The sequence below is a fragment of the Nocardioides sp. Z50_6 genome, from assembly GCF_058215755.1.
The window spans coordinates 24,445-44,284 of record NZ_JBZAJB010000012.1 but is presented as its reverse complement, the minus strand read 5'-3'; the positions used below and the strand labels follow the sequence as shown (position 1 = coordinate 44,284).

The following is a 19,840-nucleotide window of genomic DNA, read 5'->3' as shown; positions in this document are numbered from 1 at the left end:
CTCCCGCTCGGGCTCCGCTCACTTGATCCACTGCATGCTGGCCTCCCGGGCGGCCTCCACCTGCGAGCCGGTCTGGCGGCGGGCCATCCGGCGCAGCACCACCGGGGTGAGCAGGGCGCCCACCACGGCCCAGGTCCCGAGGACGGCGACCGACTCCAGGGTGCGCCAGCTCTCGGCGACCTCCAGCTGCGCCGCCGAGTCCGGCAGGAAGGCGGAGCGCAGCCCGAGCGCGATCCAGTAGACCGGGAAGACCTGGGCCACCACCTGCACCCAGCCCCAGAGGGAGTCGAGGGGGTAGAGCACCCCGGAGATCCCGATCAGCAGCAGGACCGGCAGCATCCCCCAGGTCCCGAGCTTCTGGGGGCTGGGCACCAGGCCGCCCAGGATCATGCCGAGCGGCAGGGTGGCCGCCAGCCCCAGCAGGACCACCCAGCCCACCGTCAGCCAGCCGGCCGGGTCGCTCATCAGTCCTTCGAAGAGCAGGAAGCTCGGCACCAGGATGACGAGCATCTGGGGCACCAGCCCGAGGGAGTGGAAGAGCAGCTGACCGGCGAAGTAGCCCCGCAGGCCGTGCGGCACCGCCTTGTGGCGCAGCAGGGTGCCGTCCTCCTTCTCCATCGCCAGGCTGCCGGCGGGGCCGATCACCATCCCGAAGCAGATCAGTGCCCCCAGGAGGCTGGGCAGCAGCACGGTGGGAGCCAGGAGGTCGGTGCCGGCCACCTGCTCGTCGCGCTGGGTGAAGAGGTAGCCCACCGTGGCCACGGCGCTGAAGAGGTAGAACCCCTGGTCCTGGGTGCTGCGCAGGCTCTGCACGAACTCGACCCACCCGCGTCGGAGCCCGAGACGGTAGGCGTGAAACGAGGGGCTCACCGGGCCACCTGCGCGAAGAGCTGGGCGGCGGCGGCCTGCTGGCCCGACTCGTGGCGGTGGACGAGCGCCAGGTAGGCCTCCTCGAGGCTGGCCCGGCGCACCTCGAGGTCGGTCAGCCGGTCGCCGTGCTCGGCGAGGAGGGCGCGCACGTAGGCGGTGGCGTCGCTCACCGCGGCGCTGCCCGCGACCCCGTCGACCCGCCACCGCACGGTCGCCTCGTCCGCCGCGCGGCGGGCCAGCCCGTCGACGGTGTCGTCGGCGGCGATGCGGCCCCCGGCCAGCACCAGGACCCGGGTGGCCAGCTTCTCCGCCTCGGCGAGGTCGTGGGTGGTGAGCAGGATGGTGGTGCCCTCCGCGGCGGCGAGACGCTGGATCAGGTCGTGGAAGTCGCGGCGGGCCTGGGGGTCGAAGCCCGTGGTGGGCTCGTCCAGGAAGAGCAGCTCGGGTCTGCCCACGATGGCGGCCGCGACGTCCAGGCGCCGGCGCTGGCCACCGGAGAGGGTGCTCAGCTTGCGGTCCGCGTGCTCGCTCAGGCCCACCGTCTCCAGCAGCAGCTCGGTGTCGTGGGGCCTCGGGCGGTCCGGCCGGGAGAAGGGCGCGTAGAAGCGACCCAGGTGCGTCAGCAGCCGACGCGGGGTCCACCGCGGGTGGTCGCGCCAGGACTGCAGCACCACGCCGGTGCGGGCACGCCAGTCCTCCGGGGCGGTCGCCGGGTCGTGCCCCAGCACCCGGACCTCGCCCGCGGAGCGAAGGCGGAACCCCTCGAGGATCTCGATCGTCGTGGTCTTCCCGGCTCCGTTGGGCCCCAGCAGGCAGACCACCTCGCCGGCGTGCACGGTGAAGTCCACGCCCGCCAGCACGTCGTGGTCGCCGTAGCGCATCCGCAGGTCCCGGACGTCGATCACCGTCGCCATCTCGCTCCCTCCCTGAAGCCGGGCACAGTCTTGCACCGATGGGACACCGGCCCCGGCGTCGTTCGTAGACTGGGGGCTTCCCCCACCCGAGGAGCGCATGTCCGTGGCAGTCCAGCCCATCCGCCTGTTCGGTGACCCGGTCCTGCGCCGGCCCGCCCTGGAGGTCGACGCCTTCGACAAGGAGATCCGGACGCTGGTCAAGGACCTGACCGACACGATGCTCGCCGCTCCCGGCGCGGGCCTCGCCGCTCCCCAGATCGGGGTCGGGTTGCGCGTCTTCACCTGGAACGTCGAGGGCGAGGTGGGCCACCTGATCAATCCCACCCTGAGCCTGTCCGAGGAGATCCAGGACGGCCCCGAGGGCTGTCTCTCCCTGCCCGACCTGACCTTCGACTGCCGCCGCGCGCTGCGGGTGGTGGCCCAGGGCTTCGACATGCACGGCGAGCCGGTGCGCGTCGAGGGCTCAGACCTCCTGGCCCGCGCCATCCAGCACGAGACGGACCACCTCGACGGCGTCCTGTTCATCGACCGGCTCGACGCCGAGGCCCGCAAGGCCGCCATGCGGGCGATCCGCGAGTCCGACTGGTTCGGCCTCGAGCAGCCCGTCGTCAAGGTCTCACCCCATCCCACGAACGGATTCGGTTTCTGAGCATGCGCCTCGTCTTCGCCGGCACCCCCGAGGTCGCCGTCCCCGCCCTGGAAGCCCTGGTCGCGTCGGCCCACGAGGTCGTCGGCGTCGTCACCCGTCCCGACGCGCCCGCGGGCCGGGGACGCAAGCTCGTGGCCAGCCCGGTCGCGCAGCGCGCCGAGGAGCTCGGTCTTCCGGTGCTCAAGCCCGCCCACCCGCGCGACCCGGAGTTCCAGGAGGAGCTGCGGGCGCTGCGACCCGACTGCTGCCCCGTGGTGGCCTACGGCGCGCTGCTGCCGCAGTCCGCGCTCGACCTGGTGCCGCACGGCTGGATCAACCTGCACTTCTCGGTGCTGCCGTCCTGGCGGGGTGCGGCCCCGGTCCAGCACGCCATCTGGGGCGGCGACGAGGTCACCGGCGCGACCACGTTCCGGATCGTCAAGGAGCTGGACGCCGGCCCCGTCTTCGGGGTGATGACCGAGCGGATCCGTGACGACGACACCGCCGGCGACCTGCTGGCCAGGCTCGCCGAGGGCGGTGCCGGGCTGCTGGTGCGCACCCTGGACGGCATCGAGTCCGGCGAGCTCGAGGCTCGCCCGCAGCAGGCCGAGGGCGTGACCTTCGCCCCCAAGATCACCGTCGAGGACGCCCGGGTCGACTGGACCGAGCCCGCCGTCGCCGTCGACCGCCGGATCCGGGCGTGCACGCCCGGTCCCGGCGCCTGGAGCACCCACGAGGGGGAGCGGATCAAGCTGGGTCCGGTCCGCCCGACCTCGGGTCGCGAGCCGCTGGCGCCCGGCGTGGTCGAGGTGACCAGGCAGGCCCTCTTCGTCGGCACGGCGACCGACCCGGTGCAGCTGGACCGGGTCAAGCCGTTCGGCAAGAAGGAGATGGCGGCCGCGGACTGGGCACGCGGCGCGCGGCTCGACTCCGGGTTCCGTCTGGGCGATCCTGTCTGACATGACCTCTGCGGACGTGCCCGGGACCGACGCCGGACGACCGGCGCGTCCCGAGGACGTCGACGAGATCTGCGCGGCACTGCCGCAGACCGAGCTCGGCATCACCTGGGGGGACGTGCCGAGCTGGAAGGTGCCGCGCGGCGACAAGGGTCGCGGCTTCGTGCTCTACCGCCGACCGCACCACTCCGCCATCGACCCGGAGACCGGGGAGATGTACGACGACCTCCTGGTCGTCGTCACCGCGGACGCGGGGGAGAAGGCCGCGCTGGTCGAGGATCCCGCCAACCCGTTCTTCACCATCGAGCACTTCAGGAGCACCAACGCCGTGCTGGTCCAGCAGTCCAGGCTCTGCGAGCTCACCCTCGCCGAGCTGCGCGAGATCCTGACCGAGGCCTGGGCGTGCCGCGCCCCGCGGCGCCTGGTCAACGCCCTGCGCGCCGGGGAGCAGCTGGATGGCTGACCCCCGTCAGGGCCGCGGACGACGTCCCGGTGGCCGTCCGCCGCGCGCCGGGAAGTCGGCCGACCCGGCACGCCGGGCGGCGCTGGCGGTCCTCACCGCCGTCCGCGTCGACGACGCCTACACCAACCTCGTCCTGCCCTCGGTGCTGCGGAGCCACGGGCTCACCGGCCGCGACGCCGCCTTCACCACCGAGCTGGTCTCCGGGACCCTGCGCCGCCGGGGCACCTACGACGCCGTCCTGGCGGCCTGCCTGGACCGGCCGCTGGCCAAGGTGCAGGCGAAGGTGCTCGACGCGCTCCGCCTCGGCGCCCACCAGCTGCTCTCGATGCGGGTGCCGTCCCACGCCGCGATCAGCAGCACCGTCGACCTGGTCCGCGACTCCGCCGGCCAAGGGGCGGCGGGCTTCGCCAACGCCGTGCTGCGCCGCGTCGCCGAGCACGACCTGTCCGCCTGGGTCCGCCAGGTCGCTCCCGACCCGGTGCGCGACCCGCACGGCTTCGCCTCGGTCGCGTACTCGCACCCCCGCTGGGTGGTCGACGCGCTCGGCGAGGCGCTGGCCCGCAGCCCGCGCACCGAGGCGGCGACCACCACCGCGGACGAGCTCCAGGCGCTGCTGGCGGCCGACAACGAGGCGCCGGCCGTCTGCCTGGTGGCCCGGCCCGGGCGCGCCGACCGGGCCGAGCTCCCCGGCACACCGACCCCGCTCTCGCCGTACGGCGTGGTGCTGGACGGTGGCGACCCCGGGGAGGTGCCGGCGGTGGCGCAAGGACGGGCCGGGGTCCAGGACGAGGGCTCGCAGCTGGTCGCGCTCGCCCTCTCCCGGGCGCGGCTCGACGCCGCACCGGTGGCGCAGGAGCGGTGGCTCGACCTCTGCGCAGGGCCCGGCGGCAAGTCCGCCCTGCTCGCCGCGCTCGCCGCGACCCGGGCCGGTGGCGACCCCGCGGCCGTGCCCGCCCGGCTGCTGTCGGTGGAGCGCCAGCAGCACCGGGCCCGCCTGGTGCGCCGGGCCCTCGACGGTGCCGAGGGGTCCCTCGGGGTGCTCACCGCGGACGGGACCGTGCCGGCCTGGCGCCCCGGCTCCTTCGACCGGGTCCAGGTCGACGTGCCCTGCACCGGCCTGGGTGCCCTGCGCCGGCGGCCGGAGTCTCGCTGGCGCCGCCGTGCCGCCGATCTCGACGGGCTGGTCGAGCTCCAGCGCGCCCTGCTCGACCGGGCCGTGGAGGCGGTACGGCCGGGCGGGGTGGTGCTCTACTCCACCTGCTCCCCGGTGCTCGCCGAGACCGCGGGGGTGGTCGAGGCGGTGCTGGAGCAACGTGACGACGTACGGCTGGGCGACCTGGCCCCGCTGCTGCCGGAGGTGAGCGACGGGGTCGGCCCGCTGCCGGGGAGCGTGCAGCTGTGGCCGCACCGCCACCGCACGGACGCGATGTTCATGGCGCTGCTGGAGCGGACTCACTGAGCCTGCCGGGAGGGCGCCGCCGCGCTAGCCTGCTGGGCGTGCCCCCTGGAAAGCCGCCCGCCGTCGAGCTCGAGGTCGACGACCGCACGGTCCGGATCAGCAACCCCGACCGGGTCTACTTCCCCGCCAGCGGAGCCACCAAGCTCGACCTCGTCGAGTACTACCTCAGCGTGGGCCCCGGCATCGTCAACGCGCTCGAGGAGCGGCCGTGCATGCTGCACCGCTTCCCCAAGGGCCTGGCGGGCGACAAGGTGCACCAGAAGCGGCTGCCCGCCGGGGCGCCGCCCTGGGTGGAGACCGTCGAGCTCTACTTCCCCCGGTGGAAGCGGACCGCCGACGAGCTGTGCGTCACCGAGCTGGCCCAGGTGATCTGGGCGGTGCAGATGTCGACGGTGGAGTTCCACCCGTGGAACAGCCGCCGCGCCGACACCGAGAAGCCGGACGAGTGGCGGATCGACCTGGACCCGGGCCCCGCCTCCGACTGGGCCCAGGTGCGCCGGGTGGCGCACGTCGCCCACGAGGTGCTCGACGAGCTCGGTGCGACCGGCTTCCCGAAGACCAGCGGCGGCAGCGGGATGCACGTCTACGTGCGGATCACCCCCGACCACGGCTTCGCCGACGTGCGGCGGGCCGCCCTGGCCTTCGCCCGCGAGGTCGAGCGCCGCGCGCCCCAGGACGTGACGACCGCCTGGTGGCGCAAGGACCGGGACCCCGGCGCCCTGTTCGTGGACTACAACCAGAACGCCCGCGACCACACCATCGCCGCCGCCTACTCGGTGCGCGGGGTGCCCGAGGCCCGGGTCTCGGCACCGATCCGCTGGGACGAGGTCGACGACGCGGAGCCGGACGACTTCACGATCTTCACCGTGCCCGCCCGGTTCGCCGAGATCGGCGACCTGCACGCCTCGATCGATGAGGAGGTCTTCGACATCGCCCCGCTGCTGGAGTGGGCCGACCGGGATGAGGCAGCGGGTGCGGAGCCACCCGCGGAACCGGACTGAGCCGCACCTACGATGGGCGCGTGGGTATCCAGATCACGCCGAGCATCCTCAACGCCGACCTCGCCGCCCTGGGGGCGGAGGTGGGCCGCATCGGCAGCGCCGACTGGGTGCACGTGGACGTGATGGACAACCACTTCGTCCCCAACCTGACCCTCGGGCTGCCCGTGGTCGAGAGCCTGGCCAAGCACACCGAGCTGCCCCTCGACGCGCACCTGATGATCGAGGACCCGGACCGCTGGGCGCCGGCGTACGCCGAGGCCGGCTGCGGCTCGGTCACCTTCCACGTCGAGGCGGCGAAGGCCCCGGTGCGTCTGGCCCGCGAGATCCGGGCGCAGGGCGCCCGGGCCAGCATGGCGCTCAAGCCCGCCACCCCGGTCGAGCCCTACGAGGCCCTGCTGCCCGAGCTGGACATGCTGCTGATCATGACGGTGGAGCCGGGGTTCGGGGGACAGAAGTTCCTGGACCTGTGCCTCCCCAAGATCCGCGCGGCGCGAGCCCTCATGGACAAGCACGGCGTCGAGACCTGGCTCCAGGTCGACGGCGGCGTCAGCCTGGAGACGATCGAGCGGTGTGCCGAGGCGGGGGCGGACGTCTTCGTGGCCGGCTCCGCCGTCTACTCCGCCGCGGACCCCGACCGGATGGTCCAGGAGCTGAAGGCTCGCGCGACGGCAGCCTCCGGGCGCCCCTGAGGCGACCCGCACAGAGCCGGTCCGGTCATGCTCGGCCGGGCCGTGGCCCGGTCTCGCACCGCTTGAGCACCTCGGCGGAGCATCGGTCCCGCCTCGCGCCGCCGTCGGCCACGTCGTGACCCGGTCCACCGACGAGCCGGTCCTTCCGCGGGCCCCCTTCGAGACGGTCGTTGCCGGGTCCGCCGAGCAGGCTGAAGGTGTTCCGGTCGCACGAGGAGAACCACCGGAACTCCCCGGACTTGGCCGCCTTGAGCCGATCCCCGCCGCTGCGTCCCGTCAGGGCGCCCGAGCAAGCGCCCATGTACAGGTCGTTCGCCCGGTCTGTCCCGGCGAGCTCGACGTGGTCGCCGAGGGCGGAGGCGTCCTCGAAGCCGTTCAGCTCGCCCTCGGACGTCGTGGTCCCCGTGGCCCGGTAGCCGCCGGCCCGCATGTCCCAGACGAACGAGCCGGGGGAGTAGAGCTGCACGTCGAAGAGGTCCCGTCCGGGACCGGCGTCGACGACGCTGCCCTGGGCCGGGAGCCAGCCCGCGACGCTCAACGTGTCGTCGCCGTCGCCGAGCCCGCCGGTGACCAGGACGTTCTCCCCGAGGTAGCTGACGGAGTCGTCGCCGGCCGAGCCCACCAGGGTCAGCTCGCGCGGCGTGGCGTCGTCGGTGGCGAGGTGGAAGCGGTCGAGGTCGCTCCACGCGGCGACGAGGCTCCCCGCCTCCACGAGCTGCCCGGCGGCATGGTCGAGGATCGTCGCGCCCGCCGCCAGGTCGCGGAGGAACAGGTCGTCGCCCCGACCACCGACGATCGAACCACCCGCCGCCCACGTCCCTGCGTGAACGAGCCTGTCGGCTCCCGCCCCGAGGTCGACGACGTCCGCGTTGGGCTGCCCCGGGCTGCCGCTGTTGACCTGGTCCTGGCCGCCCCCGCCGGAGATCACGTCCGGTTCGGTGTCGACGGCGATGTACTCGCCCGCCTCGAGGATCCAGGCGCCCCCGGAGACGATGTCCCTGCCGGGCCCTCCCTCGAAGCGGTCGGTGCCCTCCCCGAGCGACGCGGAGATGTTGCGGCCCGGAGCGCCGGTGCCGTCCACCACGTCGTCGCCCGGTCCGGCGTCGACGGAGACGAGGTCTCCCCGGAGGCGTTCTTCGTAGCGGTCGCGGCCGATCACGCAGATCACGTCGTCGCCGCCGTAGGTCTCCACGTCCCTGGCACCGTCGACGAGCACCACGTCGGGACCTTCGGTGCCCCGCACGGTCCCGGTGGTGGCGTAGATCGTCACGGGCAGTCCGCGGCAGGTCCTGCCGACTGCGCCGCCGACTGCGCCGTCGGCTGCGGTGCCGGCGGTCGGGGCCAGCAGCGTCGTGGCGACGAGCGCGGCGGTCAGCAGGACGGGCGTACGGCGCATGGGTCCCCCAGGGTGGTCGTGCAGCGAGCCTGAACGGTAGCGGTCCGCGCCCCGGTCACGCGTCCGTTCGCCCCGCGGCCCTGGACGCGCGCGCCTCGCCGCTCCGGGTGTGTGGCACAGTTGGGTCCGCAAGAGCAAGAATGAGAGCTCGCGTGCTCTGGGGGCGGTGAAACTCCGCACCGGCGGTGACTGGACGAGGTGCGCCTCGTCCGGAAGTCCGCGACCCGGCCACTGCCAGTGGCCGGTTGACCAGGTGAGATTCCTGGACCGACGGTCAAAGTCCGGATGAGAAGACGCACGCAGGTCTCGCAGAGCAGACCCCCTTCGTCGGGGGAGCCTCCGTGAGACCGCGCCCCCAGATGTCCGCGACGGACCTGGGAGAGGCGAATGAGGGCGACAGCAGCTGAGCAGCGGGCGATGCAGCGCGCGCTCACGCTCGCCGTCACCCCCGGCGTCCCGCTGGGACCGAACCCCCGCGTCGGGTGCGTGCTGCTCGACGCGGACGGCGGTGTCGTGGCCGAGGGCTTCCACCGTGGCGCGGGCACCGCGCACGCCGAGGCCGATGCCCTGGCCCGGGCAGGGGAGTCCGCGCGCGGGTCCACGGCCGTGGTCACCCTGGAGCCCTGCAACCACACCGGTCGGACCGGCCCCTGCGCCCAGGCACTGGTCGAGGCGGGCGTGCGCCGCGTCGTCTACGCCCAGGCCGACCCCAATCCGGTGGCGGGCGGCGGCGCCGAGACGCTGCGGACGGCCGGCGTCGAGGTGCTCGGCGGCGTGCTCGCCGAGGAGTCCCGCGCGGTCAACCGGGTGTGGAGCTTCGCCGTGGAGCACGGTCGACCCTTCGTGACCTGGAAGTTCGCCACCACCCTGGACGGCCGGAGCGCCGCCGCCGACGGCACCAGCCGCTGGGTCAGCTCGCCCGCCGCCCGGGTCGACACCCACCGGCTCCGTGCGCTCTGCGACACCATCCTGGTCGGGACCAGCACCGTCGCCGTGGACGACCCGCAGCTGACCGTCCGCGACGAGCACGACCGGCCACTGCCCCGCCAGCTGCTCCGCGCCGTGATGGGCCTGCGCGAGCTGCCGGAGGATCGCCGGGTCTTCGACGACGCGGCCGAGACGGTCCGGCTCCGCACCCGGGACCCGCACGAGGCGCTCGCCCGGCTGCGGGCCCTCGACCGCCAGCACGTCTTCCTCGAGGGGGGTCCCACCCTGGCCGCCGCCTTCCTGGCGGCCGGCCTGGTCGACGAGGTCGTCACCTACGTGGCCCCGATGCTGCTCGGCGCCGGACGCTGCGCCGTGGGCGACCTGGGCATCACCACGATCGGTGACGCGCTCCACCTCGACGTCCTCGACGTCACCGTCCTCGGGGAAGGCCCCGAGACCAACCTCCGCCTCACCATGACCCCGCGAGAGGTCCCGGCTCCCCGGGACCCCGCCCGAGAGGACTCCTGAGATGTTCACCGGAATCGTCGAGGAGCTCGGCACCGTGCACGCCGTGCTCGACCAGGGCGACGCCCTGCGCCTGACCATCGCCGCGGCGACGGTGCTCGACGACGTGCACCTGGGCGACTCCATCGCCGTCAACGGCTGCTGCCTCACCGTCAGCGAGACCGGGTCCAGCGGACCCGGCGGCGCCGTCGACCTGTGGACCGCCGACCTGATGCAGGAGACGCTGGACCGCACCAGCCTGGCCGGCGTGGCGCCCGGCGACCGGGTCAACCTGGAGCGTGCCGTCACCGCGGCCACCCGCTTGGGCGGTCACCTCGTGCAGGGCCACGTCGACGGGGTGGGGGAGGTCCTCTCCCGCACCCCCAGCGAGCACTGGGAGGTGGTCGAGGTCTCGCTGCCCGCCGAGCTCGCGCCCTTCCTGGTGGAGAAGGGATCGATCGCGGTCGACGGGGTCAGCCTCACGCTGGTCGACGTCGGCGAGTCCAGCTTCACCGTCAGCCTGATCCCCGAGACGCTCGCCCGCACCACGCTCGGCTTCCGGCAGCCCGGCGACCGGGTCAACCTGGAGACCGACATGATCGCCAAGCACGTGGCCAAGCTCGTCCGCGCCTACCTGCCGGCGGGGGAGAGGCCATGATCATCCTGGAGTGGCTCGTCCACGGCACCATCCCGGTCCCCGGGGGCAGCCTGAGCGCGCCGGAGGTGATCGGCAACGTCTTCGGGCTGATGAGCGCCGTCCTGGGGATGCGTCGCTACGTCTGGGCCTGGCCCGTGGGGCTGGTCGGCAACGTCCTGCTCTTCGGGGTCTTCGCCACCGGCGAGCTGAGCAACGTGGTCTCCGAGCCGCTGTGGGGGCAGGCCGGGCGCCAGGTCTTCTTCGCCGCGGTCAGTCTCTACGGCTGGGTCCGCTGGAGCCGGGCCCACCGGGCCGGTGGCGCCGCGGACGGCGGGGCGATCACCCCGCGCTGGGCGACCTGGGGCGAGCGCGGCCAGCTGCTCGTGGTCGGCCTCGTCGGCTACGCCGTGGCGTACTGGGCGCTGACCCGGCTCGGCTCCTGGGGCCCGGCGACGGAGGCCTGGATCCTGGCCGGCTCGATGCTGGCGACCTGGGGGATGGCCCGGGGATGGGTGGAGTTCTGGCTGGTCTGGGTGCTGGTCGACGTCGTCGGGGTCACCACCCTGATGCAGGCCGGCTACTACCCGACCGCCGTCATGTACCTGGTCTACGCCGCCTTCGTGGTGGTCGGCTTCGCCGTCTGGTGGCGGGCCGCCCGGCGGGCGGAGGACCACGAGGAGTCCCGGAACCGGGACGGTTCGCTGCCGGAGCCGGCAGCAGGAGAAGGAGCGCACGCGTGAGCATCCGACTGGACAGTGTCGAGCGGGCGGTCGCCGACATCGCGGCCGGCAGGGCGGTGATCGTCGTCGACGACGAGGACCGCGAGAACGAGGGCGACATCATCTTCGCCGCCAGCAAGGCGACCCCGGAGCTGATGGCGTTCACCATCCGGCACTCCAGCGGGGTGATCTGCGTGCCGATGCCGGCCGAGATGCTGGACCGGCTGGAGATCCCGCTGATGACGCCGCACAACAAGGACAAGCTGCGCACCGCCTACACGATCTCGGTCGACGCCCGTGACGGCGTCTCCACCGGCATCTCCGCCGCCGACCGGGCGCACACCGCCAAGGTGCTCGCCGACTCGGCGACGGAGCCGTGGGAGCTGACGCGGCCCGGCCACGTCTTCCCGCTGCGCTACCGGGAGGGCGGCGTGCTGGTCAGGCGGGGTCACACCGAGGCGGCGGTCGACCTGGCCCGGCTGGCCGGTCTCACCCCCGCCGGGGTGCTGGTGGAGGTCGTCAACGACGACGGCACCATGAAGCGCGGCCCCGAGCTGCGCGAGTTCGCCGACGAGCACGGGCTGGCGATGATCTCCATCGAGGACCTGGTCCGCTACCGGCGCCGCCACGAGATGCACGTCGACCGGGTGGCCGAGACCCTGCTGCCCACCCGGCACGGCGACTTCGTCGCCCACGGCTACCGGATCACCATCGACGACTCCGAGCACGTCGCCCTGGTCCGCGGCGACATCAGCGGGGACGAGCCGGTGCTGACCCGGGTCCACTCGGAGTGCCTGACCGGTGACGTCTTCGGCAGCCGGCGCTGCGACTGCGGACCGCAGCTCGACGAGGCGATGGCCCGGATCGCCGAGGAGGGTCGTGGCGTGGTGGTCTACCTGCGCGGCCACGAGGGGCGCGGGATCGGGCTGGTGGGCAAGCTGCAGGCCTACCAGCTCCAGGACGGCGGCCGGGACACCGTCGACGCCAACCTCGACCTGGGGCTGCCCGCCGACGCGCGCCACTACGGCGCTGCCACCCAGGTGCTCCGTGACCTGGGCGTCGGCGCGGTGCGGCTGATGACCAACAACCCCGAGAAGACCCGCAGCCTCGAGGACTTCGGGATCCGGGTGGCCGAGCGGGTGCCGCTCACCCCGCACCCCAACGACCACAACCTGGCCTACCTGCTGACCAAGCGGGACCGGATGGGCCATCACCTTCCCGACCTCGAGGAGCAGGCATGAGCGGCGCAGGAGCACCCACCCACGAGCCGGTCGACGGCAGTGACCTGAAGGTGGCGGTGGTCGCCGCCAGCTGGCACACCCAGGTGATGGACGGCCTGCTGGCCGGCGCCCGGCGCGCGCTGGCCGACTCCGGCGTGGAGGCGCCGCTGGAGCTGCGGGTGCCCGGCACCTTCGAGCTGCCGGTCGTCGCGGCGGCGCTGGGCGCCCGGGGGTACGACGCGGTCGTGGCCCTGGGGGTCGTCATCCGGGGCGGCACCCCGCACTTCGAGTACGTCTGCTCGGCCGCCACCGACGGCCTCTCCCGGGTCGCCCTCGACCACGGTGTCGCGGTGGGCTTCGGCGTCCTGACCTGCGACACCGAGGAGCAGGCCCTGGACCGCGCGGGACTGCCCGGGTCCTCGGAGGACAAGGGCCTCGAGGCCGCCTCGGCGGCGCTGGCCACCGCGCGCCTGCTCAAGGACCTGCACCGGGACCTGCACCGGGACCTGCACCGGGACGCGGGCGACGAGCCGGCCGCCGGAGTGGACCGGCGTCGTTGACGCCCGGACCACCACCTAGGCTGGGCGTGTGAAGACGTTCGAAGGTCTGTGGGACGAGCTCAACGAGCTCGCTCGGACCCGTCCCGATGGTTCCGGCACCGTGCGAGCCCTGGATGCCGGGGTGCATACGATCGGCAAGAAGCTGGTCGAGGAGGCCGCCGAGTCCTGGATGGCCGCCGAGCACGAGGGCAAGGACCGGGCCGCCGAGGAGATCAGCCAGCTCCTGTACCACGCCCAGGTCCTGATGCTGGCCAGCGGCATCAGCCTCGACGACGTCTACGCACACCTGTGAGGCTCTGACCCGATGACCGAGATCCACGACGGCGCGCTGCTGCGCGTCGCGGTGCCCAACAAGGGCGCCCTCTCCCACGCCGCCTCGGAGATCCTGCGCGAGGCCGGCTACCGGCAGCGCAGCGACACCAAGGAGCTCGCGCTGGTCGACCCCGAGAACGGGGTCGAGTTCTTCTACCTGAGGCCGCGCGACATCGCCCTGTACGTCGGCGAGGGCACCCTCGACGTCGGGATCACCGGGCGTGACCTGTTGCTCGACTCCGGCGCCCAGGCCGACGAGGTGCGTGGCCTGGGCTTCGGGCGCTCGCGGTTCCACTTCGCCGGTCCGGCCGGCCGGTACGCCGACCTGGCCGACCTGGCGGGCAAGCGCATCGCCACCTCCTACGTGGGCGTGGTGCAGCGTTTCCTCGACGAGCAGGGGATCGAGGCCACGGTGCTCCGGCTCGACGGCGCGGTCGAGACGAGCATCCAGCTCGGCGTCGCCGACGTGATCGCCGACGTGGTTGAGACCGGCTCCACGCTGCGCGCCGCCGGCCTGGCCGTCTTCGGTGAGGTGATCCTCTCCTCCGAGGCGGTGCTGATCGCCCGCCGGGGCACGCCCCACACCGGGCTGGAGGTCTTCCGCCGCCGCATCGAGGGCGTGCTGGTCGCCCGCAGCTACGTGATGATGGACTACGACATCCGCACCGAGCAGGTCACCGACGCGGTCGCGCTGACCCCCGGGATCGAGAGCCCGACGGTCTCCCCCCTGCACCGGGAGGGCTGGGTCGCGGTCCGCGCCATGGTCCCGCGGGAGGGCGCGCAGCGCCTGATGGACCAGCTCTACGACTTGGGTGCTCGTGGCATCCTGCTCACCGATGTCCATGCCTGTCGTCTCTGAGCCGCCGCGGCTCCCGCACACCTGGCGCCCGCTCGGCGTCCGCCTGGCCGCCACCGCGTGCGCCGTGATGCTGCTGGTGGTCTGTGCCGCGGCCTGGTTCGGCTTCGACGAGTCGATCCGCGCCCGGTTCACGCTGTTCCAGAAGAGCACCATGCTCGTCCTGGCGCTGATGGCGCTCTCCGTCGGTCACGCGCTGGCCCGTTCCCGTGTGGTCGCCCGGGCCGAGGGCCTGGTGGTCGTCAACGGGTACCGGCGCCGCGAGCTGGGCTGGGCGCAGGTCGTCGCGGTCCGGATGCCGCCGGGGTCGCCCTGGGCGACGATCGACCTCAGCGACGGCACGACCGTGCCGCTGATGGCGATCCAGGGCTCCGACGGGGACCGCGCCAGGAAGGCGCTGCGCGAGCTGCGCTCCTGCCTGGACCGCTGAGCCCCGTCCCGGCGGCGCCGGGTGAGGCCGGGTGGCGGCTCGCTCAGCGGCCGAGCATCGCTCCCACCCGGGCGGGGGTGAAGCCGGGGAACACCTGGGCGATGCTCGCCCCGAACCGGACCGAGACCACCTCGGCGAGGACGCTGCGGTAGTCGGTGGTGACCAGCAGGTCGGAGTCGGGTCCGTCGACCAGTCCCGGCCAGGTGCCGTGGTACCCGCCCCGCACCCCGGCGCCGAGCAGGAGCATCACGGTCCCGTAGCCGTGGTCGAGTCCCCAGTTGGCGTTCTCCCGCACCCGGCGGCCGAACTCGCTGACGCAGACGACGGTGACCCCCTGGCCGAGGTCGCCGAGATCGGCGAAGAAGGCGGCGAGGGCGCCGGCCAGCTGCTCGGCGTTGCTCTTCATCGCGCCGCTGGCGACGGTGCCGACGCCCGTGTGCATGTCCCAGTCCCCGTGATCGACGGTGACCACCTCGACGCCGACGTCGCTGCGCACGATGCGCGCCACCTCGCCGAGGGCGCGACCGAGGTCGTGGGTGGGGTAGGTGACCCCGTTCTGCGGCGTCTTCTCGGCCTGCTTGACCGGCGCGAAGTCGCCCACCGCGGTGAACGTGGCGCGCATCGACCTCGCGAGATGCGTCTGCCGCTTGTCCCACAGGGTGTGCAGCGACTTCACCCGGCCGCCGTGGACGTCCCACTGGTCGGCTCCGGCGATGCCCACGTCGGCGATGCTCCGGGTGGTCAGGTGGGGTGCCGGCCCGTAGAGCGAGGCGGGTGAGCTGCCGCCCAGGTGCATGGCCTGGAGCGGGGTGCCGAGCGGCTGCGCGCCGACCAGCCGGTTGAGCCAGCCGGTGCGGGTCGCGGCGCCGGGGGCGGCGTCCTCGAGCTCCTCCATGGCGGCGAAGTGCGACCGGTTGCGCGCCGGCAGGCCGGCGGCGTGCACGCACGCCATCGCTCCGGCCTCCCACAGCGGCAGCAGCGGCGAGAGGGCGGGGTGGAGGCCGTAGAAGCCGTCCGCGGCGATCAGCGACGCGGCCGGCACGGCCAGCCGGGGACGGGCCTGGGCGTAGACCGGGTCGCCGTGCGGGACGACCAGCGAGAGCCCGTCGGCGGCACCGCGCAGCGAGAGCACCACCACCACCCCGCGGGCCTTGCCGGAGGCGGCGACCGCGGCCGGCTGGACGACGGCGGTGCCGAACGTGGTGGCCACCCCGGCGGCCAGTGCGCCGCCCAGGAAGGCGCGGCGCGAGGCCCGGGTCATCTCGGAGAACTCGGCGCAGCAGGAGGCGTCGCGGCCCGGGGGGAGGTCGGGGGAGGAGGTCATGGCGGTCACCTGACGAAGAATTCCGGGGAGTCGAGGAAGGTGGTGAGCAGCCTGGCCATGCTCCACCGGACCAGGGGGTGGTCGTGGGTGATCTTCTCGCTCGGGCGCAGGTTGGTGGCCTCGCAGCAGGCCTTGAGCAGGGAGGCGGTCGAAGGCTGGTGCAGCAGCTCGCGGGAGAGGTGGTCGACGAGCTCGTCGAAGCGCATCCCGGACTTCGGCACCCACGCCTTGGCCGGGCGGTAGGAGATGTCCTTGGTGGGCCACCAGCCGCCGGCCATGGAGTAGTGCATCCGCAGCGACGCCAGCAGCCGGGAGGTGGACGACCAGGCCGCGTTCGTCAGGGGGGTGCCGTCCGGGCGGGGCCAGGAGAAGGGCATGGCCCCCACCGTCTGGGCCTGCCACAGCATCGCGTTGGCCGCGGAGTCCGAGGCGGAGGGCGGCCGGACCCGCACCCGCAGGGCGCGGTAGGTGGCCACCACGTCCTCGGCGGGGTCACGGAGCTTGTCGCCGATGGAGCGCCGGAACTCGCGGGAGTCGACGAGCGCCTCGAGCACCGGCCTGATCTCGGTGTCGTGGTCGCGGTAGACCTTCGCGAGCCGGGCGACCAGGCGCGCCGGCGGGTCGTCGGCGACGAACTTGGTGGCCAGCTTGCGCGCGATGCGCTCCGCGGTGTCGGGATGGTGGGCGAGGTAGCGCAGGTAGGCACGGGTGACGGCCCGCCCGTCGGCGGCGGCGTTGGGGTCGGAGAACCCCTTGACCCGGACCCGCCCGGTGGCGTGCAGGTCCGACCGGTAGGACGCCTCCCAGCTGCGCCACATGTCGACGTGCCAGCCCGTCAGGATGCGGGCCGACGCCTTGACGTCGTCCTCGTCGAAGTTGCCCCGGCCCACCGTGTGCAACTCGAGCAGCTCGCGGCCGAGGTTCTCGTTCGGGCGGGTGGCGGTCGAGCTGGCGTTGTCGAGGTAGATGAGCATGGCCGGGTGCGTGATGGCGGCGACCAGCAGGTCGTCGAAGCGGCCCAGCGCCTTGCGGCGGATCGTCTCGCCGTAGTCGCGGCGGTAGAGGAACCACTGCTCGCCGTTGGTCGGCACGTTGAGGTGGTTCTCCCAGAACTGGGCCATGGTCTCCTGGACCTGGCGCCGGGAGTGCATGCGCCGTGCCATCACCCAGCGCTGGTAGTCCTCCATCACCAGCCAGCCGCCGCGGATGCCGTCGGAGTGGTTCTGCCACAGGGCGAGGGGGCCGTGGTTGAGCAACGGCCACCACGTGGCGGTGCGCGCGTGGGTCTTGTCCGAGACCTTTGACGGCTTCAGCTGCCAGGCGAACCAGGCACGGGCGCCGCCCTTGCGGCGTACCTCCCTGGCCAGCTCGGGAGTGATCCCGTAGCTGAACCGGCTCACCAGGTGGCGGTCCTGCTTCTCCAGCAGGGGGCGCTCGGCCCAGGTGCGCGGCCGGTAGCGGGGAGCGGCGGCGGAGGGCGCCGCCAGGGCGACCGTGGCGCCGGCCGCCAGAGTGCCTCCGCGCAGGACGGCGCGACGACCGGGGGAGGTGGTCCGAGACGACATGTCCGCGAGCCTAGGAGGTGCGGGCCGACATGTCCCGCGAACCCGGATACGACCTCCTCGTGCCCGAGGTCAGCGGGAGCCCACCTGGTCCGCGGCCGGCGCCGCGGTGGACAGCCGCAGGTCCGCGCGTGCCCGCGTGCCCTCCCGCGCGAAGTGCCGCTCCTCCCGCTCCGCCCACCTGTGCCAGTGCGGCGCGAAGTCGTCACCGTCCCGGGCCACCCCCCGGGCGTGGCGCAGCGTCGGCGGGGCCTCCACCCACACCAGGGCGCTCCGGTAGGGGGCCGTGATCCGGGACCCGGCGCCCACCCCCTCCACCACCAGCAGGGGCGCCGGGGCCAGCAGCATCCGCTCCGCGAAGCGCCCGGCGCGCCAGTCGAAGCGTCGAGGACGGGCACTGCGGCCGGCGTGCCAGGGCGCCAGGACGTCGGCGACCAGGTCGGCGGCCAGCCGGTCCAGGCCGCCTTCCCACCCGGCGAGCAGGTCGTCGAGGTGAAGCACCCTGGTGCCGGTCCGTGCCGCGGCCACCGCGGCCGCGAGCGTGGTCTTCCCCGCGCCCGCCGGGCCGTCCACGCAGAGGACGGGCGGTCGCACGGCGGCCGTGTCGACGAGCTCGAGGACCCGCCGCGGCGTCGCCGCGTCGACCGTCCCGGCCGTCCCTGCCGCGCCGCTGCGAGCGGCGGCCGACTCCACCGTCCGATCCCTCAGAAGGCCTGGCCGGCGCCCCGGTAGGTGGGCGCCGAGTCGACGATCCGGTCGCCGTGCAGGAGGTGGACGGTGGGGGTGTGCTCGAAGAGCTCGCCGGACTTGGCGTGCCGGAACCAGACGAGGTCGCCGATCGCCAGCCCGCCGACCGGGTGGCCGGTCAGCGGCGTCTGGACCTCCCCGGCTCCCTCCAGCCCGGTGAGCTCGAGACCGGGCGGGCACCAGGGGACGGGCTGGCGGTCGGCGCCGGGAGGTCCCGAGGCGATCAGCCCGCCGCCGTGGACCGTGACGACGCCGGGTCCGGGACGACGGGTCACCGGCACGCCGAAGAAGGCCGCCGGTCGCGGTCGGAACGAGCGGTAGTGGTCGAAGAGGCCGGGGACCAGCAGGCCGGAGCCCGCGGCCACCTCGGTGACGTGCGGGTCCGCGGCGCTCGTCTCCACCGAGCCGGAGCCACCGGAGTTCCAGAACTCCAGGGGTCCGTAGGGAGCGAGGGCGTCGGCGACCTCGCTGCGGCGGGTGGCGAGCTGGCGCACGGAGGCGGCCTTCATCCGGCGCACCACGCTGGAGCGGGCCCGCTCACCCGGCACGTCGTCCGGCACCCCGGCGACCTGGCCCTCGTAGGTCATCACCCCGACCAACCGGAAGCCGTCGCGCCCGGCCACCTGGTCGGCCAGGGCGGCGACGGAGGCCGCGTCGTGCAGGGGGGAGCGCTTGGGTCCGACGTGCTGACCGGCGACCCGCAGCCCGGCGTCGACGTCGAGGGCCACGCGGATCTGGACCGCCTTGGAGGCGCGCAGCGAGTCGACCACGTCGAGGTGGGCGACGTCGTCGACCATCAGGCAGACCGCCGCGGCCGTCGCCGGGGAGGCGACGAGCTCCGCGAGGGCCGCCCGGTCGACCGTGGGGTAGGCCACCACCACGTCGTCGGTGATGCCCTCGCGGTGCAGCCAGATCGCCTCGCGCAGGGTGTAGGCCAGCACGCCGCGGAAGCCGGGTCGTGCCAGGGCCCGGGAGATCAGTGCGGGGACGCGCAGCGACTTGGACGCCACCCGGATCGGGGTGGCCCCCGCGCGGCGCGCCAGGTCGGCGGCATTGGCGTCGAAGGCGTCGAGGTCGACGACCGCCAGCGGCGTGGCGGGCGGCTCGGGCAGGGTCGCGGTGGCCTCCCGCAACCGGCTCCAGAGCCGGCTGCGCTCCATCAGGGCGGTGTTCATCAGGTGATGCCGCGCTTGCGCAGCAGGGCCTCGATGTCGGCGAGCTCGTCGTCGACCGGCTCGGCCCGGCGCCCCTTCCCCTTGCCCCCGGTCTCCTTGCCACCGGCGGCGGGGGGCAGGGTCCGGCCGGTGGCGGCGCGGGGCAGCTCCTCGCGGCTGCGGGGGCCGCGCGCCAGCTCACGGCCGCGCAGGTAGCCCGAGACCAGGAAGAGCAGCACCGAGAGACCGGCCAGGCCGACCCCGGACCAGACGACGGGGCTCAGCACCAGATGGGTCGCCCAGTCGGCGACGGAGCCGCCGATCTCGGTGAACATCTCCAACGTGCCGGTGAGCCAGGCCGCGGCCGGCAGCAGGGTGAAGGCCGCGCCGCGAGTGGCCGCGGCGGCGCCCCTGTTGCGGGCCGCCCACCAGGTGTAGATGGCTCCGACCAGGGTCAGGGTCAGCGTCAGTGCGCTCCAGGTCACCTCGTCCACGGCCCCAGGGTCCCACAC

At 73.9% G+C, this 19,840-nt stretch carries 22 protein-coding genes and 1 riboswitch; of the genes, 14 read left to right on the top strand and 8 right to left on the bottom strand.

The features are described from left to right. Window positions 1-18: 18 nt before the first annotated feature. Both AC4BGE_RS18740 and AC4BGE_RS18735 read right to left on the bottom strand, forming a co-directional pair. Window positions 19-870 carry an ABC transporter permease gene (locus AC4BGE_RS18740; RefSeq protein WP_490576268.1) on the bottom strand — a complete coding sequence of 284 codons (852 nt, stop codon included), beginning with the start codon at window positions 868-870 and terminating at the stop codon, window positions 19-21. Beyond that, window positions 867-1,784: an ABC transporter ATP-binding protein gene (locus tag AC4BGE_RS18735; protein WP_490570172.1), complete on the bottom strand. Its 918-nt coding sequence runs from the start codon at window positions 1,782-1,784 to the stop codon at window positions 867-869. The genes AC4BGE_RS18740 and AC4BGE_RS18735 overlap by 4 nt, the downstream gene beginning before the upstream one ends. Window positions 1,785-1,887: 103 nt before the next feature. Here AC4BGE_RS18735 and def point away from each other — a divergent pair, with 103 nt between their 5' ends. Genes def through rpe form a run of 6 tightly spaced genes read left to right on the top strand, consistent with a single transcriptional unit; the run spans window position 1,888 to window position 6,980 of the window. Then, entirely contained in the window at window positions 1,888-2,433 is a 546-nt protein-coding gene (gene def, locus AC4BGE_RS18730) for a peptide deformylase (RefSeq protein ID WP_490576267.1), read from the top strand. 2 nt (window positions 2,434-2,435) lie between these two features. Then, complete coding sequence (gene fmt, locus AC4BGE_RS18725) at window positions 2,436-3,371, top strand: methionyl-tRNA formyltransferase (RefSeq protein ID WP_490576266.1); 936 nt, start codon at window positions 2,436-2,438, stop codon at window positions 3,369-3,371. Window position 3,372: 1 nt separating this feature from the next. Then, window positions 3,373-3,831: an MmcQ/YjbR family DNA-binding protein gene (locus AC4BGE_RS18720; protein WP_490576265.1), complete on the top strand. Its 459-nt coding sequence runs from the start codon at window positions 3,373-3,375 to the stop codon at window positions 3,829-3,831. After that, the gene (locus AC4BGE_RS18715; RefSeq protein WP_490576264.1) at window positions 3,824-5,290 is read left to right on the top strand and encodes an RsmB/NOP family class I SAM-dependent RNA methyltransferase; all 1,467 of its coding nucleotides are present in this window, start codon (window positions 3,824-3,826) and stop codon (window positions 5,288-5,290) included. The genes AC4BGE_RS18720 and AC4BGE_RS18715 overlap by 8 nt, the downstream gene beginning before the upstream one ends. A 38-nt stretch (window positions 5,291-5,328) precedes the next feature. Further along, window positions 5,329-6,291 carry a non-homologous end-joining DNA ligase gene (gene ligD, locus AC4BGE_RS18710; RefSeq protein WP_490576263.1) on the top strand — a complete coding sequence of 321 codons (963 nt, stop codon included), beginning with the start codon at window positions 5,329-5,331 and terminating at the stop codon, window positions 6,289-6,291. Between the two features lie 20 nt (window positions 6,292-6,311). After that, window positions 6,312-6,980, top strand: a complete 669-nt coding sequence (gene rpe / locus AC4BGE_RS18705; RefSeq protein ID WP_490570178.1) for a ribulose-phosphate 3-epimerase — start codon at window positions 6,312-6,314, stop codon at window positions 6,978-6,980. Between the two features lie 25 nt (window positions 6,981-7,005). Here rpe and AC4BGE_RS18700 read toward each other — a convergent pair whose 3' ends face one another. Further along, a complete protein-coding gene (locus tag AC4BGE_RS18700; protein WP_490576262.1) occupies window positions 7,006-8,376 on the bottom strand; it encodes a hypothetical protein in 1,371 nt (456 codons plus the stop codon). Window positions 8,377-8,524: 148 nt separating this feature from the next. Further along, window positions 8,525-8,679: riboswitch (FMN riboswitch) on the top strand. Window positions 8,680-8,763: 84 nt separating this feature from the next. On the opposite strand from AC4BGE_RS18700, the gene ribD reads away from it, so the two are divergent. The 8 genes from ribD to AC4BGE_RS18660 are packed head-to-tail and all read left to right on the top strand — an operon-like array spanning window position 8,764 to window position 14,541. After that, complete coding sequence (gene ribD / locus AC4BGE_RS18695; protein ID WP_490576261.1) at window positions 8,764-9,831, top strand: bifunctional diaminohydroxyphosphoribosylaminopyrimidine deaminase/5-amino-6-(5-phosphoribosylamino)uracil reductase RibD; 1,068 nt, start codon at window positions 8,764-8,766, stop codon at window positions 9,829-9,831. Between the two features lies 1 nt (window position 9,832). Then, window positions 9,833-10,465, top strand: coding sequence for a riboflavin synthase (locus tag AC4BGE_RS18690; RefSeq protein WP_490570181.1), 633 nt, complete (start codon window positions 9,833-9,835; stop codon window positions 10,463-10,465). Next, window positions 10,462-11,184, top strand: a complete 723-nt coding sequence (locus AC4BGE_RS18685; protein ID WP_490576260.1) for a nicotinamide mononucleotide transporter family protein — start codon at window positions 10,462-10,464, stop codon at window positions 11,182-11,184. The genes AC4BGE_RS18690 and AC4BGE_RS18685 overlap by 4 nt, the downstream gene beginning before the upstream one ends. Further along, window positions 11,181-12,404: a bifunctional 3,4-dihydroxy-2-butanone-4-phosphate synthase/GTP cyclohydrolase II gene (locus tag AC4BGE_RS18680; protein WP_490576259.1), complete on the top strand. Its 1,224-nt coding sequence runs from the start codon at window positions 11,181-11,183 to the stop codon at window positions 12,402-12,404. The genes AC4BGE_RS18685 and AC4BGE_RS18680 overlap by 4 nt, the downstream gene beginning before the upstream one ends. Beyond that, window positions 12,401-12,943: a 6,7-dimethyl-8-ribityllumazine synthase gene (gene ribH / locus AC4BGE_RS18675; RefSeq protein ID WP_490576258.1), complete on the top strand. Its 543-nt coding sequence runs from the start codon at window positions 12,401-12,403 to the stop codon at window positions 12,941-12,943. The genes AC4BGE_RS18680 and ribH overlap by 4 nt, the downstream gene beginning before the upstream one ends. A gap of 28 nt (window positions 12,944-12,971) precedes the next feature. Further along, a complete protein-coding gene (locus tag AC4BGE_RS18670) occupies window positions 12,972-13,235 on the top strand; it encodes a phosphoribosyl-ATP diphosphatase (RefSeq protein WP_490570185.1) in 264 nt (87 codons plus the stop codon). Window positions 13,236-13,247: 12 nt separating this feature from the next. Next, window positions 13,248-14,114 (top strand): ATP phosphoribosyltransferase, encoded by an 867-nt coding sequence (gene hisG / locus AC4BGE_RS18665; RefSeq protein WP_490576257.1) that lies wholly within the window; start codon window positions 13,248-13,250, stop codon window positions 14,112-14,114. Next, window positions 14,098-14,541, top strand: a complete 444-nt coding sequence (locus AC4BGE_RS18660) for a PH domain-containing protein (protein WP_490570187.1) — start codon at window positions 14,098-14,100, stop codon at window positions 14,539-14,541. Before hisG ends, AC4BGE_RS18660 begins: the two co-directional genes overlap by 17 nt. A gap of 43 nt (window positions 14,542-14,584) precedes the next feature. Here the strand turns inward: AC4BGE_RS18660 and AC4BGE_RS18655 are convergent, their stop codons facing one another. The 5 genes from AC4BGE_RS18655 to AC4BGE_RS18635 form a co-directional block, all read right to left on the bottom strand. Further along, a complete protein-coding gene (locus AC4BGE_RS18655; protein WP_490570188.1) occupies window positions 14,585-15,865 on the bottom strand; it encodes a DUF1501 domain-containing protein in 1,281 nt (426 codons plus the stop codon). Between the two features lie 5 nt (window positions 15,866-15,870). Next, window positions 15,871-17,430 carry a DUF1800 domain-containing protein gene (locus AC4BGE_RS18650; RefSeq protein ID WP_490570189.1) on the bottom strand — a complete coding sequence of 520 codons (1,560 nt, stop codon included), beginning with the start codon at window positions 17,428-17,430 and terminating at the stop codon, window positions 15,871-15,873. Between the two features lie 69 nt (window positions 17,431-17,499). Next, the gene (locus AC4BGE_RS18645; protein WP_490576256.1) at window positions 17,500-18,120 is read right to left on the bottom strand and encodes a nucleoside/nucleotide kinase family protein; all 621 of its coding nucleotides are present in this window, start codon (window positions 18,118-18,120) and stop codon (window positions 17,500-17,502) included. Window positions 18,121-18,131: 11 nt separating this feature from the next. Beyond that, on the bottom strand, window positions 18,132-19,349 hold the full coding sequence (locus AC4BGE_RS18640; protein WP_490576255.1) for an amino acid deaminase/aldolase: 1,218 nt from the start codon (window positions 19,347-19,349) through the stop codon (window positions 18,132-18,134). Continuing rightward, window positions 19,349-19,822 carry a hypothetical protein gene (locus AC4BGE_RS18635; protein WP_490570192.1) on the bottom strand — a complete coding sequence of 158 codons (474 nt, stop codon included), beginning with the start codon at window positions 19,820-19,822 and terminating at the stop codon, window positions 19,349-19,351. The genes AC4BGE_RS18640 and AC4BGE_RS18635 overlap by 1 nt, the downstream gene beginning before the upstream one ends. Between the last annotated feature and the right edge of the window lie 18 nt (window positions 19,823-19,840).

Excerpts from the sequence above, each read along its gene's own strand:
- hisG (WP_490576257.1), top strand. The coding sequence starts at position 13,248 with ATGACCGAGATCCACGACGGCGCGCTGCTGCGCGTCGCGGTGCCCAAC.
- ribH (WP_490576258.1), top strand. The coding sequence starts at position 12,401 with ATGAGCGGCGCAGGAGCACCCACCCACGAGCCGGTCGACGGCAGTGAC.
- AC4BGE_RS18685 (WP_490576260.1), top strand. The coding sequence starts at position 10,462 with ATGATCATCCTGGAGTGGCTCGTCCACGGCACCATCCCGGTCCCCGGG.
- AC4BGE_RS18655 (WP_490570188.1), bottom strand. The coding sequence starts at position 15,865 with ATGACCTCCTCCCCCGACCTCCCCCCGGGCCGCGACGCCTCCTGCTGC.
- fmt (WP_490576266.1), top strand. The coding sequence starts at position 2,436 with ATGCGCCTCGTCTTCGCCGGCACCCCCGAGGTCGCCGTCCCCGCCCTG.
- AC4BGE_RS18715 (WP_490576264.1), top strand. The coding sequence starts at position 3,824 with ATGGCTGACCCCCGTCAGGGCCGCGGACGACGTCCCGGTGGCCGTCCG.
- AC4BGE_RS18720 (WP_490576265.1), top strand. The coding sequence starts at position 3,373 with ATGACCTCTGCGGACGTGCCCGGGACCGACGCCGGACGACCGGCGCGT.
- AC4BGE_RS18690 (WP_490570181.1), top strand. The coding sequence starts at position 9,833 with ATGTTCACCGGAATCGTCGAGGAGCTCGGCACCGTGCACGCCGTGCTC.
- AC4BGE_RS18660 (WP_490570187.1), top strand. The coding sequence starts at position 14,098 with ATGCCTGTCGTCTCTGAGCCGCCGCGGCTCCCGCACACCTGGCGCCCG.
- ribD (WP_490576261.1), top strand. The coding sequence starts at position 8,764 with ATGAGGGCGACAGCAGCTGAGCAGCGGGCGATGCAGCGCGCGCTCACG.
- AC4BGE_RS18650 (WP_490570189.1), bottom strand. The coding sequence starts at position 17,430 with ATGTCGTCTCGGACCACCTCCCCCGGTCGTCGCGCCGTCCTGCGCGGA.
- AC4BGE_RS18700 (WP_490576262.1), bottom strand. The coding sequence starts at position 8,376 with ATGCGCCGTACGCCCGTCCTGCTGACCGCCGCGCTCGTCGCCACGACG.
- AC4BGE_RS18735 (WP_490570172.1), bottom strand. The coding sequence starts at position 1,784 with ATGGCGACGGTGATCGACGTCCGGGACCTGCGGATGCGCTACGGCGAC.
- AC4BGE_RS18640 (WP_490576255.1), bottom strand. The coding sequence starts at position 19,349 with ATGAACACCGCCCTGATGGAGCGCAGCCGGCTCTGGAGCCGGTTGCGG.